The sequence below is a fragment of the Streptomyces sp. NPDC006476 genome (assembly GCF_040612015.1).
GTDB lineage: Bacteria > Actinomycetota > Actinomycetes > Streptomycetales > Streptomycetaceae > Streptomyces > Streptomyces griseorubiginosus_B.
The window spans coordinates 107,224-121,775 of the sequence record NZ_JBEXPK010000006.1 but is presented as its reverse complement, the minus strand read 5'-3'; the positions used below and the strand labels follow the sequence as shown (position 1 = coordinate 121,775).

The window sequence follows — 14,552 nt, the reverse complement described above, 5'->3', positions numbered from 1 at the left end:
GGGCCGACGCACCCGACGGCCCCCGCTTCCGTGACGTCCTGCCGGCGTTGGCGGGACTGGTCGTGGTGGTGTGCACGATGGTCGCCGTGCTGGCCCTGGGGTATCGGGCCGCGGGGATCGGGGTTCCGCTGGCCGGTGTGGTCGTCCTGGCCATCGCGGTAACGGTCGCCGTGCGGCGCCAGGGCCCGGTCATGCGCCGGCGTCTCGGGTACTACACGCCCGAGGAACTCCTCGAACTCGACACCCAGGGGCTCGCGTTGGCAGTGGCGCGGATGCTGCGCCGGGACGGGTGGCGGGTAAGGCTGCTGCCGGCCGCCGACCGGCCGCGGCTGTGCGCCCTGGACAGCAGCGGACGCCGGCTGGACGTCGCGTTCAGGCCGGTCGCCGAGCCCCTGCCCGACGAGGACCTGCCCCATCCGCACGCCCACCGGGAGAACGGCCCGTCGCCGCTCCACCTGGTGGTGCACCGGGGCTCGTTCGGCGCGCGCGACGTCCGGTGGGCGCGGCGGCAGGGCCGGACCTGTCTGCTGGACGGTTCCCTGCTCAGGCGTTGGGGACAGGGCACGCGGCTGAACGAACTGCTGCCCACAGGCTTGTGACATCCCGTGGACGCCTATATTACTGAAACGTAACCTACTCGGGGGTACCGCCGGTAACACCCCGGCGGGTACGGTCCTGACACTTCGTCTAAGAGTGCGCGAGGTGCGGTGGGACGACCGCGCCTCGTGCCGTCGGCCCCTGCCCCACCGGGCCGCAAGACGCCCGAGCCGCAGATCGAGGCTCGGCCTCCCCCCACTTCGGAGGTCCGTCATGCCCGTTTCCGCACGTCTGCTCGCCGTGGCCGTCACGACCGCCACCTGTCTCGGAGCCACCGTCGTACCCGCAGCCGCAGCGTCGTCCACCGACGCCGTGGTCTCCCGCGGTGTCACGATCCCGGAGTTCTACAACCCGCCCGCCACCCTCCCCTCGGCCGACGGCGCCCTGGTGCGCAGCGAACCGCTGCCCCTCGCGCTGAGCCTGCCCGGCGTCAACGGCCCCCTGCCCGGCACCGCCACCCGCCTGATGTACAAGTCGACCGACTCGCGCGGCGAGGCGATGGCCGTCACCGGCGCCTACATCGAACCGACCACCGCCTGGAAGGGCACCGGCGACCGGCCGCTGGTCGCCGTCGCACCCGGCACCATGGGACAGGGCGACCAGTGCGCCGCCTCCCTCGGCCTCGAGCACCCGCTCACGGCCAACGGGCAGACGGTGTCCATCGGTTACGAGGACCTGGCGATCTACCGTCTGCTCGCCGAGGGCGTCGCCGTCGTCGTCACCGACTACGCCGGCCTCGGCACCACGGACCGGCTGCACACCTACGTCAACCGCGTCGACGAGGCCCACGCCGTCCTCGACGCCGTCCGCGCCGCACGCTCACTGCCCGGAACGTCCCTCACCCGCACCTCGAAGGTGGCCCTCTTCGGCTACAGCCAGGGCGGCGGGGCGACCGCGGCCGCCGCCGAACTCCAGCCGGCCTACGCCCCGGACGTCACCCTCGCCGGAACCTCCGCGGGCGCCCCGCCCGCCGACCTGGTCGAGGTCACCAAGGCCATCGACGGCAGTGAACTGGCCGGCGCGCTGGGCTGGTCCGTCAACGGCTTCCTGCAGTCCGACCCCGCCCTGAAGCCGATCGCCGAGGCACACCTCAACGCGGCGGGCAAGGCGGCCCTCGCGGACCTCTCCACCATGTGCGTGGGCGACGCCCTGTTCGCATACAACGGCAAGCACAGCACCGGTTGGACCACCGACGGCCGCTCCATCAGCGACATCATCCAGTCGGAGCCGGCACTCACGGCCTTCCTCGACCAGCAACGCATCGGCAGGATCGAACCGTCCTCGCCGGTCCGCGTGTCCACCGGCACCAGCGACAACCTGGTACCGCACGCGCAGGCCCGGCGACTCGCCGTGGACTGGTGCGCCAAGGGCGCCGACGTGACGTACAAGCCCATCGCGCTGCCGAACCTGGGCAGCGCGCTGATCAACCACTTCACGCCGCTGCTGACCGACCAGGGCGCCGCGATCGCGTGGCTGACCGACCGGCTGGACGGCAAGGCCGCCACCTCCAACTGCGGTGACCTGTCCGGCCTTTCCTGACACCGCCACAGCTCCGACACCGCTACAGCTGTACGGCGCCCTCCGCCGCGCAGGCCTCGGCGGCCAGCCCGTCGGCCACCGGATCCGGCCGCAGCATCTGGGTCACCACCTCGGCGGTGGCCCGGTGCCAGTCGCCGCTGCGCCGGATCATCCCGTGGTCCCCGCCCCGTACCGCCACCAGGCCCGCCGCCATTCCGGCAGCGCGGGCCCGGTGGACGTAGTCGACCGAGTCGGCGTAGGCCGTCACCCGGTCGCGGTCGCCGTGCAGGAGCACGGTCCGGACGTGGCCGAGCTGGTCGACGGGGTCCTCGGGCGGACACCACGGGGCGAGCGCCACCACGCCCCGCACCGTCCGGTGGGCCGCGGCGCGCAGGGCGGCCCGGGCGCCCATCGAGTGGCCCACCAGGACGACGGGCGCACCGGCCGTCAGCTCCTGGAGATCGTCGAGGGCGCGCAGGGCGTCCTCGGCGGGATCACCGTCGTTCCAGCCCCGGTAGCGGTAGCGGACCTGCCCCAGCAGGACGTCCTGCGCTGCCGTCGCCGCGGCGGCCCGCAGCACCGGCTGCATCCGGAGCGCGGCGAGCTGCCAGGGGCGCGCCGTGCGACGGCTCTCCTCCTGGCCGCCGTGCAGGGTGAGGACCGCCGCGGTCGCGCTCCGCAGCGGGGCATGGCGCACGATCAGTGCGGACGTGTTGCGCTCCACGCCCCCATCCTGCCTCATGCCGACGACACCCCCGGTCGCCCACCGCCCCGGTGGGGGGGCGCACGCGGTGAACCAGTGAGCCCTGTACGCGCCTCCACCCGGGCGGGGACGATGCGCTGTGTCGGTGCTCAACCCGTCGTGAAAGCAGGTCGGCTCCCGTGCTGTTGCGTCTTCCCGAGTCCGTGTCCGAAGCGCAGGAGTGCATGGCTGAGGGAGCGGTGCCCGTCGGCGGGGCCACGCTGGTGTGGGCCGGCTGGCAACGGGACGGGTTCCCCGAGCAGGCGATGTCTTTGCGCAACGTCCCGGAGGCCACCGTGATCGCGCCCGGCACCCTGGGCGGCGCCGTGGTGCTCAACCGGATCGACGAGCGCGTCCCCGAGGTCCTCCGCGAGGCGGCGGCCTCCGTCGGCACCGGCGCGGTACGCCGCACCGCGACCGTCGGCGGCAACCTCGTCGGCAGCACCCTTCGCTGTCTGCTGCCCGCCGCCCTGGTGCTCGACGCCCGGGCAACGGTCCTGGAGCCGGAGGGGGCGCGGGAGACGGACCTCGCCGAAGTCCTGGCCAAGCAGCACCTGTTGCTGAGCCTGCACTGGTCCGACCCCGTCACCAGCGCCTATCGCAAACTGGCCGGTGAGGCGGGCGGCCCGCCGCCGTTCGTCGTGGCCGGCGCCGTGCACCGCGGTCCGGACGGGCACCACCGCCTGCGTCTCGCCGTACGCGACGGCTACGAGGTCCTCGCCGGTGCGGCCGTCTGCGACGCCGGGCCCGAGGAGGCCCTCACCGCGCTGCGCGACACGGCCGTCGGCACGCTGAACGACGACCACTGGGAGGTCGTACGACGGCACGCCACCGACCTACTGGCGCGTCCTGCCGTGCGCTGACCCGCCTACAGGGCCGCCAGCCAGGCGGCCGCGTCGCGTGGGTGGCGCAGTCTCACCGTGTCGAGGGGCGCGAAGCGCCCGTCCGCGGAGCGGCGGGCGATCTCCTGATGGCGTGAGGTGTGCTGCGTCCACGCCCACCAGGCCGGGTGCTCCCTGCTCAGCCAGCCCGACCAGGTCTCGCGGTTGCCGCCGAAGAGCACCTCGCGGGTGAGTGAACGCCGCAGCGAACGGCGCAGGATGCGCGGCATGACGACCCGGCGCGGATAGTCCAGCCACACCACCGTGTCCGCCCGGTCCCACAACAGGTCGCGGACCTCGGGATATCCCAGGGAGTCCACGATCCACCGGGGTTGCGCCGCCATCCGGGACACCGTCTCCACCAGCTCGCCGTTGACGGCCCACCCGGGACCGGTGAAGTACATCGCGTCCATTTCGTGGTACGGCAGATCCAGGCGCCGGCTCAGGGCATGAGCCAGCGTGGACTTGCCCGCGCCCGTGACACCAACCACCAAGATCCGTTCCACCGGTACACCGTACGGGACATGTCCTGCGGACACCGGCGTGAGGTGGAACGATGGGGGCACTGCGCGGGCAGGAGGGAGCAGACCCTTGGCCACTCTGGTCGCCGTGAACGTCGGCATGCCCCGGGATGTCCCCTGGCACGGGACGACCGTCCGGACCGGGGTGTGGAAGCAGGCCGTCACCGGCCCCCGAATGGTGCGTCGGCTCAACGTGGACGGCGACGGACAGGGCGATCTCGGCGGACACGGCGGTGAGCAACGGGCCGTGCTGGTCTACCAGTTGGAGTCCTACCGGTACTGGCAGGAACATCTGGGCCGCAAGGACTTCGTCCACGGGCAGTTCGGGGAGAACTTCACCGTCGAGGGCCTGTCCGACCGGGAGGTGTGCATCGGCGACCGCTACCGGATCGGCGGAGCGGTCCTCGAGGTCACCCAGCCCCGGGTGACCTGCTACCGGGTGGGGCTGCGGATGGACGAACCGCGGATGGCGGCACTGCTGGTCGCCCACGGCCGTCCCGGCTTCTACCTGCGGGTGATCACCGAGGGCGAGGTGGAGGCCGGCGACGACATCGTCAAGATCTCCACCGGTCCCGAGGCCATGACGGTCGCGGAGATGGACGCCCTGCTCTACCTCCCCGGCCATCCCCGCGAGCAACTGCTGCGCGGGCTGCGCATCCCCGCGCTGAGTCCGGGCTGGCAGGGTTCCCTGCGGGCTCTGCTCGACGGCGGCGACGGCGAGGGTTCCGGAGGAGGCAACCGGGGGCTGACGGCGGCCGCGACGAGTCCGCCACCGGCCTGGCCGGGATTCCGGCCGCTCGAGGTCACCCGCATCGACAGCGAGAGCCGCAGCGTCTTCTCCCTCACCCTCGCCTCGGACGACGGCCGCCCCCTTCCGCCGGCGCGGCCGGGACAGTTCCTCACCGTGCGCCTGCGCCCCGACCCCGAGGGGCCGCCGGTGATCCGCAGCTACTCCCTGTCCGGACGCCCGGGTGCGCCCACGTACCGGATCAGCGTGAAGCAGGAGCCGCACGGGCTCGCCAGCACGCATCTGCACGGCCACGCGCGGGTGGGAGACGTACTCGATGTCGCGGCGCCGCGCGGCACCTTCGTCCTCGCCGACGGCAAGACCCCCGTCGTCCTGGTGTCCGCCGGCGTGGGAGCCACCCCGGTGCTGTCCATGCTGCACGCGCTGGCCGAGGCCGGCCCGTCCCGCCCGGTGTGGTGGCTGCACGGAGCCCGGAACGGACACGACCACGCCTTCGCCCGCGAGGTGCGCGACCTGGTCGACCGCCTGCCGTCCGCCCGCGCCTGCATCGCCTACAGCCGCCCGGGCGAGGACGACCGGCTCGGCGTGGACTACACGGAGGCGGGCCGTCTCTCCGCCGAGCTGATCCACGGCCTGGACCTGCCCGCGGACGCCGACGCGTACGTCTGCGGACCGGCCGGGTTCATGCGGGACGTCTCGGGCGCCCTGACCGAGGCGGGCATCGCGCAGGCCCGTGTCCACACCGAGCCCTTCAGCGCCCTGGAGGCGATCCGACCGGGTCTCCTTCCCGCCTCAGCCCGGACCCCGCACGTCCCGGCCCGTCCGCTGGGCGACGGAACCGGGCCGACGGTCTCCTTCGCCCGCAGCGGCATCACCGTGCCCTGGGACTCCGGCTACGGAACGCTGCTGGAGCTGGCCGAGGCCTGTGACGTCCCCACCCGCTGGTCCTGCCGCACCGGCGTCTGCCACACCTGCGAGACCGCCCTTCTCCAGGGCCGGGTCGTCTACACGCCGGACCCCCTCGACGAACCCGCCGAGGGAAACGCCCTCATCTGCTGCTCGCGGCCGTCGCGGGACCTGGTCCTGGATCTGTGACGTTCAGTCCGCGGTCTTGCGGGCCAGCGCGTTGTTGTCGATCGAGTTGTGCACACTGAAGCTCACGGCGTCCGAGCGGTAGCGGTCGTCCGACCACTCCACCGGGCGCCCCTCGCGGGTGGTGGTCACCCGGCGGACGCGCAGGAGGGGGCTGGTACGGCGGATGCCGAGCAGTTCGGCGTCCTGGGCGCCGGCCGCGACCGCGTCGATGACGTGCTCGCCGTAGGCGAAGACCAGACCGGTGCTCTCGTACAGGCGTTGGGTGACCGAGGGGGCGTCGGGGTCGATGGTCTCGACGGCGGGCGCTATCCAGTCGGCGTACACCGTGCGCTCCAGCAGCACCGGCTCACCGTCCAGACCGCGCACCCGCAGCACGTGCAACACCGGTGTCCCCTCGCGCAGTTGGAGGCGGGCGGAGTCCTGCGGGGTGGCGGGGAGGTACTCCTGGGCGACGACATGACCGGTGGCCACGCGGCCCATGGCGTGGGCCCACTGGGCGAAGCTGCGCAGTTCGGCGAAGCTCTGGCTGCGGCGGCTGGCCAGCACGACCCGGCGCGCTCCCTGCCGGGAGCCGATCAGACCCTCCGCGGTCAGCGCGGCGACGGCCTGGCGCACGGTGCCGCGCGAGACGTCGAACCGGGCGGCGAGTTCGGTCTCGGAGGGCAGCCTGGCGCCCACCGTGTACTCCTCGCGGTCGATCGCCCGACGCAGCTCGTCGGCGATCTCCTCGTGTCGCGTCGGCACTTTCCCTCCGAGTCGGCAGCTGTGCACAGCGTGACCACCCTAATCGAGACCGGCGCGTGACTGCGCTTGCCCCGAACTGTGCAGGGATTGGGAGGTCACAATTTCGCCACTGTTTACCGACACGTCACCACAGGCAGTATTACTGGGGCCAACTTGTTCAGACAAGTTCTCCCCTCTTGCGCGTCCCTGCTCCCCCTTCTGGAGTCCCCGTGTCCCAGTCGAGAACAGCCGTCCTGACCGGCTCCCTCGCCGTCGTCGCCGCGCTCGCCCTGAGCGCCTGCGGCGCCGCTCCCGACAACGCGTCGACGACCGCCGACGGCAAGAACGCCGCCACCGCCACCTCCGCGGCCGACTTCGGCGGTCTGGACGCGCTGGTGAAGGCGGCCAAGAAGGAGGGCACGCTGCACGCCATCGCGCTGCCCCGCGACTGGGCCAACTACGGCGCCCTGATCGACGGCTTCACCAAGAAGTACGGCATCAAGATCCAGGTCGAGAACCCCGACGGCTCCAGCCAGGACGAGATCAACGCCGTCACCTCCCGCAAGGGCCAGGACCGGGCGCCCGACGTCCTCGACCTGGGCTCCTCCTTCGCCCTGAGCGCCGCCCAGCAGGGCCTGCTCGCGCCCTACAAGGTGACCTCCTACGCCGACATCCCGGCCGGCCAGAAGGACCCGCAGGCCCGCTGGTACAACGACTACGGCGGCTACATCTCGATCGGCTGCGACGCCAAGCGCGTCAAGGTCTGCCCCACCACGTTCGCGGACCTCCTCAAGCCCCAGTACAAGGGGCAGGTCGCCCTCAACGGCAACCCCACCAAGTCGGGTTCGGCCTTCGGCGGTGTGTACGCGGCCGCGCTCGCGAGCGGCGGCTCCTTCGACGACATCCAGCCCGGCCTGGACTTCTTCGCCAAGCTGAAGAAGAACGGCAACTACACGCCCGTGGAGTCGACTCCGGCGACCGTCGAGAAGGGCGAGACGCCGATCAGCATCGACTGGGACTACCTCAACGCCGGTTACGCCGACGAGTTCAAGTCCAAGGGCGTCGACTGGAAGGTGGCCATCCCCTCCGACGGCCAGTACGCGCAGTACTACTCCCAGGCCATCAACAAGGGCGCCCCGCATCCGGCGGCCGCCCGGCTGTGGCAGGAGTACCTCTACAGCGCCGAGGGCCAGAACCTGTGGCTCAAGGGCTACGCCCGGCCCGCCCTGATGACGGCGATGGAGAAGGCCGGCACCCTCGACAAGGAGGCCGCCGCCAAGCTGCCGAAGGTCACCGGTACGCCGTCCTTCCCGTCCGAGGCCCAGCAGAGCAAGGCCAAGACGGTCATCGCGCAGGGCTGGGCGAAGGCCGTCTCCGGATGACGGCCACCCTCACGGGCGTGGACGTGGCGCCGCCGGTCACCTCGGTGAAGCGGCGGCGCCGGGTCCCCGGCTGGCTGGCCGTCGTCCCGCTCCTCGTGTTCACCGCGATCGCCTTCGGGCTGCCGGCGGTGGCCATGCTGAACGGCGCATTCAGCATCAAGGACCAGGCCACGGGCGCCACTTCGTACGGCACCGGGAACCTGACGACCTCGCTGCACGGCGCCTACCTGACCGCGCTGCTCGGCAGCGTCAAGCTGTCCGCCGTCTCGGCCGGTCTCGGTACCCTGCTCGGGCTGCCGCTCGCGCAGGTCGTGGTCACCTCCCGCTTCCGCGCGCTGCGCGAGGCGGTGCTGACCGCGTCCGGGGTGCTGGCGAACTTCGGCGGTGTCCCGCTGGCGTTCGCCTTCGTGGCCACCCTGGGCAACGCCGGTGTGCTGACCCGGCACCTGGGGCTGACCGACAAGGGCTGGGACCTGTACAGCTTCTGGGGCCTGGTCATCGTCTACCTGTACTTCCTGATCCCGCTGATGGTGCTGACCATCACGCCCGCGCTGGAGGGCCTGCGCTCGCAGTGGCGGGAGGCGGCGCAGAACAACGGCGCCACGGCCGTGCAGTACTGGCGTCATGTCGCCCTCCCGGTGCTGCTGCCGTCGCTGCTGGGCGGGCTGGTGCTGCTGTTCGGCAGCGCCTTCGCCGCGTACGCCACCGCCGCGGCCATGGTGGGCAGTTCGGTGCCGCTGGTGACCCTGCAGATCGCCGACGCCATCTCCGGGAACGTGCTGGTCGGCCAGGAAAATGTGGCGCTCGCCCTCAGCCTCGACATGGTCCTAGTCGCCGGTCTGGTCATGGCCGTGTATCTGCCCCTGCAACGACGGAGTGCGCGATGGCTCGACGCCTGAACGTGTGGCGGTGGGTCGTCCTCGGCCTGGCCGCGCTGTACTTCCTGGTCCCGCTCGCCGCGTCGGTGGTGTTCACGGTCGACGTGCCGGGGCAGGGCGTCACCTTCGACGCCTACTCGCAGATCGTCTCCACCGCCGGCTTCGGCTCCAGCCTGCTGCTCTCGCTGGAACTCGCGCTGGCCACCATCGCGATCGTCCTGCTGCTGATGGTGCCCGCGATGGTCGCGCTGCGCCTGGGCGCGCCCCGGCTGCGGCCGGTGGTGGAGGTGGTGTGCTCGCTGCCGCTGGTCGTGCCGCCGATCGCGTTCGTCGCCGGGATCGCCACGGTGCTCAAGTGGGGCCCCGATCATCTGTCCCGTACCCCGCTCTTCGAGACGTTCGTGGCCATCCAGAACCCGACTTTCCCGTTCGTGCTGGTCCTGGCGTACGTGGTGATGGCGCTGCCGTTCGTGTACCGGGCGCTGGATTCCGGGCTGCGGGCCGTCGACGTGCGCACGCTGGTCGAGGCCGCCCGCAGCTGCGGGGCGGGCTGGCCGCAGGCGCTGGTGCGGGCGGTGCTGCCCAATCTGCGCGGGGCGCTGCTGAACGCGGCCTTCCTCACGCTCGCCCTGGTGCTGGGCGAGTTCACGGTCGCCCAGCTGCTGGGGTTCCAGCCGTTCGCCGTGTGGATCTACAGCGTCGGCGGATCGCAGGCCCAGCTGTCCGTCGCCGTGTCCGTGCTCAGTCTCCTGGTGACCTGGGCCCTGCTCCTCGCGCTCGCCGGTGTCGGTGGGCGCACCCGTACCGCTTCGTCCCGAGGGTGAACCATGACCGCCACCACGCTTGAGCAGACCACGGTCGGCAAGGCCGCCACCGTCGAATTCCAGGGGCTGCGCCGGGAGTTCGGGGCGACCGTCGCCCTGGACGGGCTCGATCTGACCGTGCAACCCGGGGAGTTCCTGGCGCTGCTCGGCCCCTCCGGCTGCGGCAAGACGACCGCGCTCCGCATGCTCGCCGGGTTCGAACACCCCGACTCCGGCGCGGTGCTGGTAGACGGCGAGGACGTCACCCGGGTCCCGGCCCACCGCCGGGACGCCGGGATGGTCTTCCAGTCGTACAGCCTCTTCCCGCATCTCAACGCGCTCGACAACGTCGCCTTCGGGCTGCGGATGCGCAAGGTGCGCACGGCCGAACGGCGGTCGCGGGCCGCCGAGTTGCTGGAGCTGGTCGGTCTCGCCGACAAGGGCGACCGGTTCCCGCACCAGCTCTCCGGCGGCCAGCAGCAGCGCATCGCGCTCGCCCGGGCCCTCGCCCTGCGTCCGCGTGTCCTGCTGCTCGACGAGCCGCTCTCGGCGCTGGACGCCAAGGTGCGGCTCACGCTGCGCGAGGAGATCCGCCGGCTGCAGCAGGAACTCGGCATCACCACCCTGTTCGTGACGCACGACCAGGAGGAGGCGCTGTCGATCGCCGACCGGGTCGCCGTGATGCGAGCCGGGCGGCTCGAACAGTGCGCCGAGCCCGGCGAGTTGTACGGGCGGCCGGCCACCGCGTTCGTCGCCGAGTTCGTCGGCACGATGAGCCGGATCCCCGGGCGGCTGTCCGGGGAGAGCGTGGAGGTGCTCGGACTGCGGCTGCCCGCCGAGGGAACGCTGCCCACCGCGGCGGAGGTCGACGTCCTGGTACGGCCCGAGGCCGTGCACGTGACGGCAGACGAGGGCGGCGACGCCCAGGTGATCGCCACCGCGTTCCTCGGCGCGACCACCCGGCTCACCGTGCGCCTGGCGGACGGCACCGAAGTGAAGGCCGACCTGCCCACGCACGAGGCGACCGCCCTCGGCGCGGGAGCCGCCGTACGGGTCTCGCTGCCGCAACGCCCGGTGCTGGTGGCCGAACGAGCGGCCTGAGCCCCGACCCGCCATCGATTCCCGGCGTCCCGGCGTCCTTGGACTGCGGACGCCGGTACCTGTCCCCCCCACCGAAAGATGAGACCGTGACCCAACCCCCGCTCCAGGCTGTCCTGTTCGACATGGACGGCACGCTCGTCGACACCGAGCGGCTGTGGTGGGAGGCGGTGCAGGACATCGCCACGGGCCTCGGCCGCCCGCTGACCGAGGCCGACCAGCCGGAGGTGCTGGGCAGACCGGTCGAGCACACCGCCGCCTGGCTGACCGCGCTCACCGGCGCGCCGGGGCTCGCCGACCGGCTGCACCGCGAGTTCACCGAGCGGGTGCGCACCGGCATCGTGCCCCGCCCCGGCGCGCTGGACCTCCTCGACGCCCTCGCCCGCGAAGGCGTACCGACCGCGTTGGTCACCGCCTCGCCGCGCGCCGTCACCGACAGCGTGCTGGCGGTGCTCGGCGCCGACCGCTTCCGGGTGTCCGTCACCGCCGACGACACCGCGCGCACCAAGCCCGACCCGGAGCCCTATCTGACCGCCTGCCGCGCCCTCGGCGTCGACCCGGCCGGCTGTGTGGCGGTCGAGGACACGCCGACCGGTGTCCGCTCCGCCGAGGCCGCCGGATGCGCCGTGCTGGCGGTACCGTCGCTCGCGCCCATCGAGACCGTGCCCGGGCGGACGGTCGTGGCCAGTCTGGAGGAGACGAGCGTGAGCCGGTTGCGCGGTCTGCTGGGAACGCGGCTGCGGGTGATGAGCTGGAACCTCTGGCACGGCGGTGCGAAGGTCGACGACCACCGGGCCAAGCAGCTGAAGGTCGTCCTGGACACCGAGGCCGATGTCGTGGGCCTGCAGGAGACGGCCGGTACGGCGGCCCGGGAACTCGCCGAGGCGCTGGGCTGGCACCACCATCAGGCGGGCGAGAACCTCGGCATCATCAGCCGCCACCCGATCACGGCAGGTCACGGCGATCTCGAGGTCGGCTTCTACGGGGCCACCGGCGCCCGTATCCGGGTCGACGGCACGCACGAGGTCGACGTGTGGACGGCCCACCTCCACTACACGCCGTACGGCCCCTACGAAGCCGCCTTCGACGGGCTCCCGGCGGCCGAGCTGATCGCCCACGAGGACATGCGGCTCGCCCAGATGAGGGACGCGCTGCGGCAGATCGCCGAGGCCGCCGGGCCGACCACGCCCGTCGTCCTGACCGGCGACTTCAACTGCCCCTCCCACCTGGACTGGCCGCAGGTCGCCTGGCCGGTCACCCGGGCCGCCGAGGAGGCGGGACTGCGCGACTCCTACCGCGAGGCCCACCCCGACCCGGTGCGCGCCCCCGGACACACCTGGTCGCCGATCCACGCCCGGCACGAGAACGATCCCGCGCGCGAGGAGCCGCAGGACCGGATCGACTACGTCCTGCACAACGGGCGCGGCCTCACGGTCACCGACTCCCGCACGGTCGTCACGGGCGTGCCGCGCGCCTGGCCCGACATCGCCGGCAACGACTGGCCGTCGGACCACGCGGCGGTGCTGACGACGTTCACGGTGCACCGGGTGGAGTGACGGGTCAGGGGCTGTCGCCGTGCCAGTCGAAGCGGCGGGCGTCCTCGGGGCGCGGTACGTACAGGGCCCGGCCGCCGGTGCCGTACCGGCCTATCTCCGTGCGCAGGGGTATCCCCTCGCGCAGATCGCCCTCGCTGCGGCCGGTGATGTCCAGCAGCAGGCCGTCCAGCGGGCCGCCGATGAGCTCGGCGTAGGTGCGGCCGGGGCGGGGTGCGGCGTCCTCGTGGTCGGCGCCGTAGACCCGGCCCCGCATGAACTCTGTCTCGTCCATGGCCTCAGCGTCGCATCCGGCACTGACAACGCGGGGCCGGGCGTCAGCCGGCGGCGTTGTCGACGCGCATCCGCACCTGTTCCTCGAGGCGCTCGAGGCTGGTGTCGAGGGCTTGCCGGACCGCCGCCTCGCCGGGGTCGTGGGTGTCGTCGGCGAAGGACAGGTGCACGGTCACCCGGCTGGTCGCGCTGTCGGTGCCGTCCACCTTCAGCCAGCCGGCGTAGCCGCTGTCGTCGCTCGTGCCCCATTCGAGCCGCATGTCGTCGGGGTGCGGCCGCAGGACGGCGGGCGTGTCCTGGTCGGCGTGTTCCTCGTGGACGGTGACGGCCGGCAGCCGCTCGGGCCGCACATGGAGCGTGTTCGGCAGCCAGCCGTCCAGCTGGCCGACGTTGGCCGCCTGGTCGAAGACGTGCTCGGGCAGGGCCGGCATGGCGCGGGAACGCTCGTACTCGGTCATCACTCATCACCTCCGGTTGGGTGGCGCACAGCCGACGCGTGCCCTTTTTGCGGTGGTTGAACCGACGATCAGGGGGGTGACCGCCCGGGCCGCGGGGCGGAGCGCCAACTTCGCGGCCGGTCGGGGCAGTTCCCGCCGCGGAAACGGACCGTGGGCGCATCTGTTCGGCCATCATCCGTCAGTCCCGGAGACACCGGCCCGCGGCCACCGCGCCACGCCTACGGTCCGTGCATCGGACGGAACGGCGGACGCCGGTCCGCCGCAGCCGACGGACAAGGGGAGGCGCTATGGCGAGTGTGGAAGTGTCGCTGAAGGAGATGATGACCGCGGTCGAGGGGTCGGTGGGAGCCGCGGTCGTCGACTACACCAGTGGCATGGCCCTGGGCACCCTGGGCGGGGGCAAGGACCTGGACCTGACCATCGCCGCGGCCGGCAACACGGACGTGATCCGGGCCAAGGTGCGCACGATGGAGCAGCTGGGCCTCAAGAGCAGGATCGAGGACATCCTGATCACGCTGGAGAAGCAGTACCACCTGATCCGGCTGATCACCGGACGTACGGGGAACGGGCTGTTCCTGTACCTCGTGCTCGACAAGGAGCGCTCCAACCTGGCGATGGCCCGCCACCAGCTCAAGCGGGTCGAGGAACAGCTGGAGATCTAGACCGGGCCGAAGTCCCTGGCCGTCGTGCGCCCATGATGTGAAGACTTCTTCAAGTCACCACATCAGCATGGTCCCAATTCGTGTCTGCACGCTGCCCGGGGGGACGAGGATCGGCGCGACAGAGAGTGTGCGGCGGCGCCCCGGGGCGCCGCCGCACCCCGGCACCCCACCCGACCCGGCAGGGAGCGAGCACTCATGCAGGTCCCCCTCTACCAGGCCAAGGCGGACTTCTTCCGCATGCTCGGGCACCCCGTGCGCATCCGGGTCCTGGAACTGCTCCAGCACGGGCCCGTGCCGGTGCGGGACCTGCTCGCCGACATCGAGATCGAGCCGTCCAGCCTCTCCCAGCAGCTGGCCGTGCTGCGCCGCTCCGGCATCGTGGTGTCCATCCGGGAGGGCTCCACCGTCCGCTACGCGCTGGCCGGCGGTGACGTCGCCGACCTGCTGCGCGCCGCCCGTCGTATCCTCACCGAACTGCTGGCCGGGCAGAACGAGCTGCTCGCCGAGTTGCGGCAGGCCGACTCCGCTCCCCCGGTACCACCACCGGCGGCGCACATCGGCGGGCAACTGGCTCGTTACTCCGCCGGAGTGGTGGAACCCGGCGGCCGGTCGTAGCGTCG

At 72.2% G+C, this 14,552-nt stretch carries 16 protein-coding genes; 11 read left to right on the top strand and 5 right to left on the bottom strand.

All coding sequences use genetic code 11. The features are described 5' to 3' along the window. Positions 1–47 precede the first annotated feature (47 nt). Together ABZZ74_RS08950 and ABZZ74_RS08945 are read left to right on the top strand one after the other, a co-directional pair. The gene (locus ABZZ74_RS08950; RefSeq protein WP_356762616.1) at positions 48–599 is read left to right on the top strand and encodes a hypothetical protein; all 552 of its coding nucleotides are present in this window, start codon (positions 48–50) and stop codon (positions 597–599) included. A 211-nt stretch (positions 600–810) separates the two neighbouring features. Beyond that, positions 811–2,136, top strand: a complete 1,326-nt coding sequence (locus ABZZ74_RS08945) for an alpha/beta fold hydrolase (protein ID WP_356762615.1) — start codon at positions 811–813, stop codon at positions 2,134–2,136. 22 nt (positions 2,137–2,158) lie between these two features. Here ABZZ74_RS08945 and ABZZ74_RS08940 read toward each other — a convergent pair whose 3' ends face one another. Then, positions 2,159–2,839 (bottom strand): alpha/beta fold hydrolase, encoded by a 681-nt coding sequence (locus ABZZ74_RS08940; RefSeq protein ID WP_356762614.1) that lies wholly within the window; start codon positions 2,837–2,839, stop codon positions 2,159–2,161. A 158-nt stretch (positions 2,840–2,997) separates the two neighbouring features. Here ABZZ74_RS08940 and ABZZ74_RS08935 point away from each other — a divergent pair, with 158 nt between their 5' ends. Beyond that, positions 2,998–3,720 (top strand): FAD binding domain-containing protein, encoded by a 723-nt coding sequence (locus ABZZ74_RS08935; RefSeq protein WP_356762613.1) that lies wholly within the window; start codon positions 2,998–3,000, stop codon positions 3,718–3,720. 5 nt (positions 3,721–3,725) lie between these two features. Here the strand turns inward: ABZZ74_RS08935 and ABZZ74_RS08930 are convergent, their stop codons facing one another. Further along, on the bottom strand, positions 3,726–4,244 hold the full coding sequence (locus ABZZ74_RS08930) for an AAA family ATPase (RefSeq protein ID WP_356762612.1): 519 nt from the start codon (positions 4,242–4,244) through the stop codon (positions 3,726–3,728). An 85-nt stretch (positions 4,245–4,329) separates the two neighbouring features. Between ABZZ74_RS08930 and ABZZ74_RS08925 the strand changes: the two genes are divergently transcribed. Then, positions 4,330–6,102 (top strand): MOSC and FAD-binding oxidoreductase domain-containing protein, encoded by a 1,773-nt coding sequence (locus ABZZ74_RS08925; protein ID WP_356762611.1) that lies wholly within the window; start codon positions 4,330–4,332, stop codon positions 6,100–6,102. A gap of 3 nt (positions 6,103–6,105) precedes the next feature. On the opposite strand, the gene ABZZ74_RS08920 is transcribed toward ABZZ74_RS08925, so the two are convergent. Beyond that, positions 6,106–6,846 carry a GntR family transcriptional regulator gene (locus tag ABZZ74_RS08920; protein WP_356762610.1) on the bottom strand — a complete coding sequence of 247 codons (741 nt, stop codon included), beginning with the start codon at positions 6,844–6,846 and terminating at the stop codon, positions 6,106–6,108. A 209-nt stretch (positions 6,847–7,055) separates the two neighbouring features. Between ABZZ74_RS08920 and ABZZ74_RS08915 the strand changes: the two genes are divergently transcribed. The 5 genes from ABZZ74_RS08915 to ABZZ74_RS08895 all read left to right on the top strand — a co-directional run bounded on the left by ABZZ74_RS08915 (position 7,056) and on the right by ABZZ74_RS08895 (position 12,542). Beyond that, positions 7,056–8,207: an extracellular solute-binding protein gene (locus ABZZ74_RS08915; protein WP_356762609.1), complete on the top strand. Its 1,152-nt coding sequence runs from the start codon at positions 7,056–7,058 to the stop codon at positions 8,205–8,207. Further along, entirely contained in the window at positions 8,204–9,106 is a 903-nt protein-coding gene (locus tag ABZZ74_RS08910; protein ID WP_356762608.1) for an ABC transporter permease subunit, read from the top strand. Before ABZZ74_RS08915 ends, ABZZ74_RS08910 begins: the two co-directional genes overlap by 4 nt. Next, positions 9,091–9,909, top strand: a complete 819-nt coding sequence (locus ABZZ74_RS08905) for an ABC transporter permease subunit (RefSeq protein ID WP_208778625.1) — start codon at positions 9,091–9,093, stop codon at positions 9,907–9,909. Before ABZZ74_RS08910 ends, ABZZ74_RS08905 begins: the two co-directional genes overlap by 16 nt. A gap of 3 nt (positions 9,910–9,912) precedes the next feature. Next, the gene (locus tag ABZZ74_RS08900) at positions 9,913–10,989 is read left to right on the top strand and encodes an ABC transporter ATP-binding protein (protein WP_356762607.1); all 1,077 of its coding nucleotides are present in this window, start codon (positions 9,913–9,915) and stop codon (positions 10,987–10,989) included. A gap of 86 nt (positions 10,990–11,075) precedes the next feature. Then, positions 11,076–12,542 carry an HAD-IA family hydrolase gene (locus ABZZ74_RS08895; protein WP_356762606.1) on the top strand — a complete coding sequence of 489 codons (1,467 nt, stop codon included), beginning with the start codon at positions 11,076–11,078 and terminating at the stop codon, positions 12,540–12,542. A 4-nt stretch (positions 12,543–12,546) separates the two neighbouring features. On the opposite strand, the gene ABZZ74_RS08890 is transcribed toward ABZZ74_RS08895, so the two are convergent. Both ABZZ74_RS08890 and ABZZ74_RS08885 read right to left on the bottom strand, forming a co-directional pair. Continuing rightward, positions 12,547–12,813 (bottom strand): hypothetical protein, encoded by a 267-nt coding sequence (locus ABZZ74_RS08890; protein WP_133043791.1) that lies wholly within the window; start codon positions 12,811–12,813, stop codon positions 12,547–12,549. A gap of 43 nt (positions 12,814–12,856) precedes the next feature. Next, positions 12,857–13,270 carry an SRPBCC family protein gene (locus ABZZ74_RS08885; protein WP_356762605.1) on the bottom strand — a complete coding sequence of 138 codons (414 nt, stop codon included), beginning with the start codon at positions 13,268–13,270 and terminating at the stop codon, positions 12,857–12,859. A 287-nt stretch (positions 13,271–13,557) separates the two neighbouring features. On the opposite strand from ABZZ74_RS08885, the gene ABZZ74_RS08880 reads away from it, so the two are divergent. Next, positions 13,558–13,932 (top strand): hypothetical protein, encoded by a 375-nt coding sequence (locus ABZZ74_RS08880; RefSeq protein WP_133043789.1) that lies wholly within the window; start codon positions 13,558–13,560, stop codon positions 13,930–13,932. A 195-nt stretch (positions 13,933–14,127) separates the two neighbouring features. After that, the gene (locus ABZZ74_RS08875) at positions 14,128–14,547 is read left to right on the top strand and encodes a metalloregulator ArsR/SmtB family transcription factor (protein WP_356762604.1); all 420 of its coding nucleotides are present in this window, start codon (positions 14,128–14,130) and stop codon (positions 14,545–14,547) included. Positions 14,548–14,552: the final 5 nt, after the last annotated feature.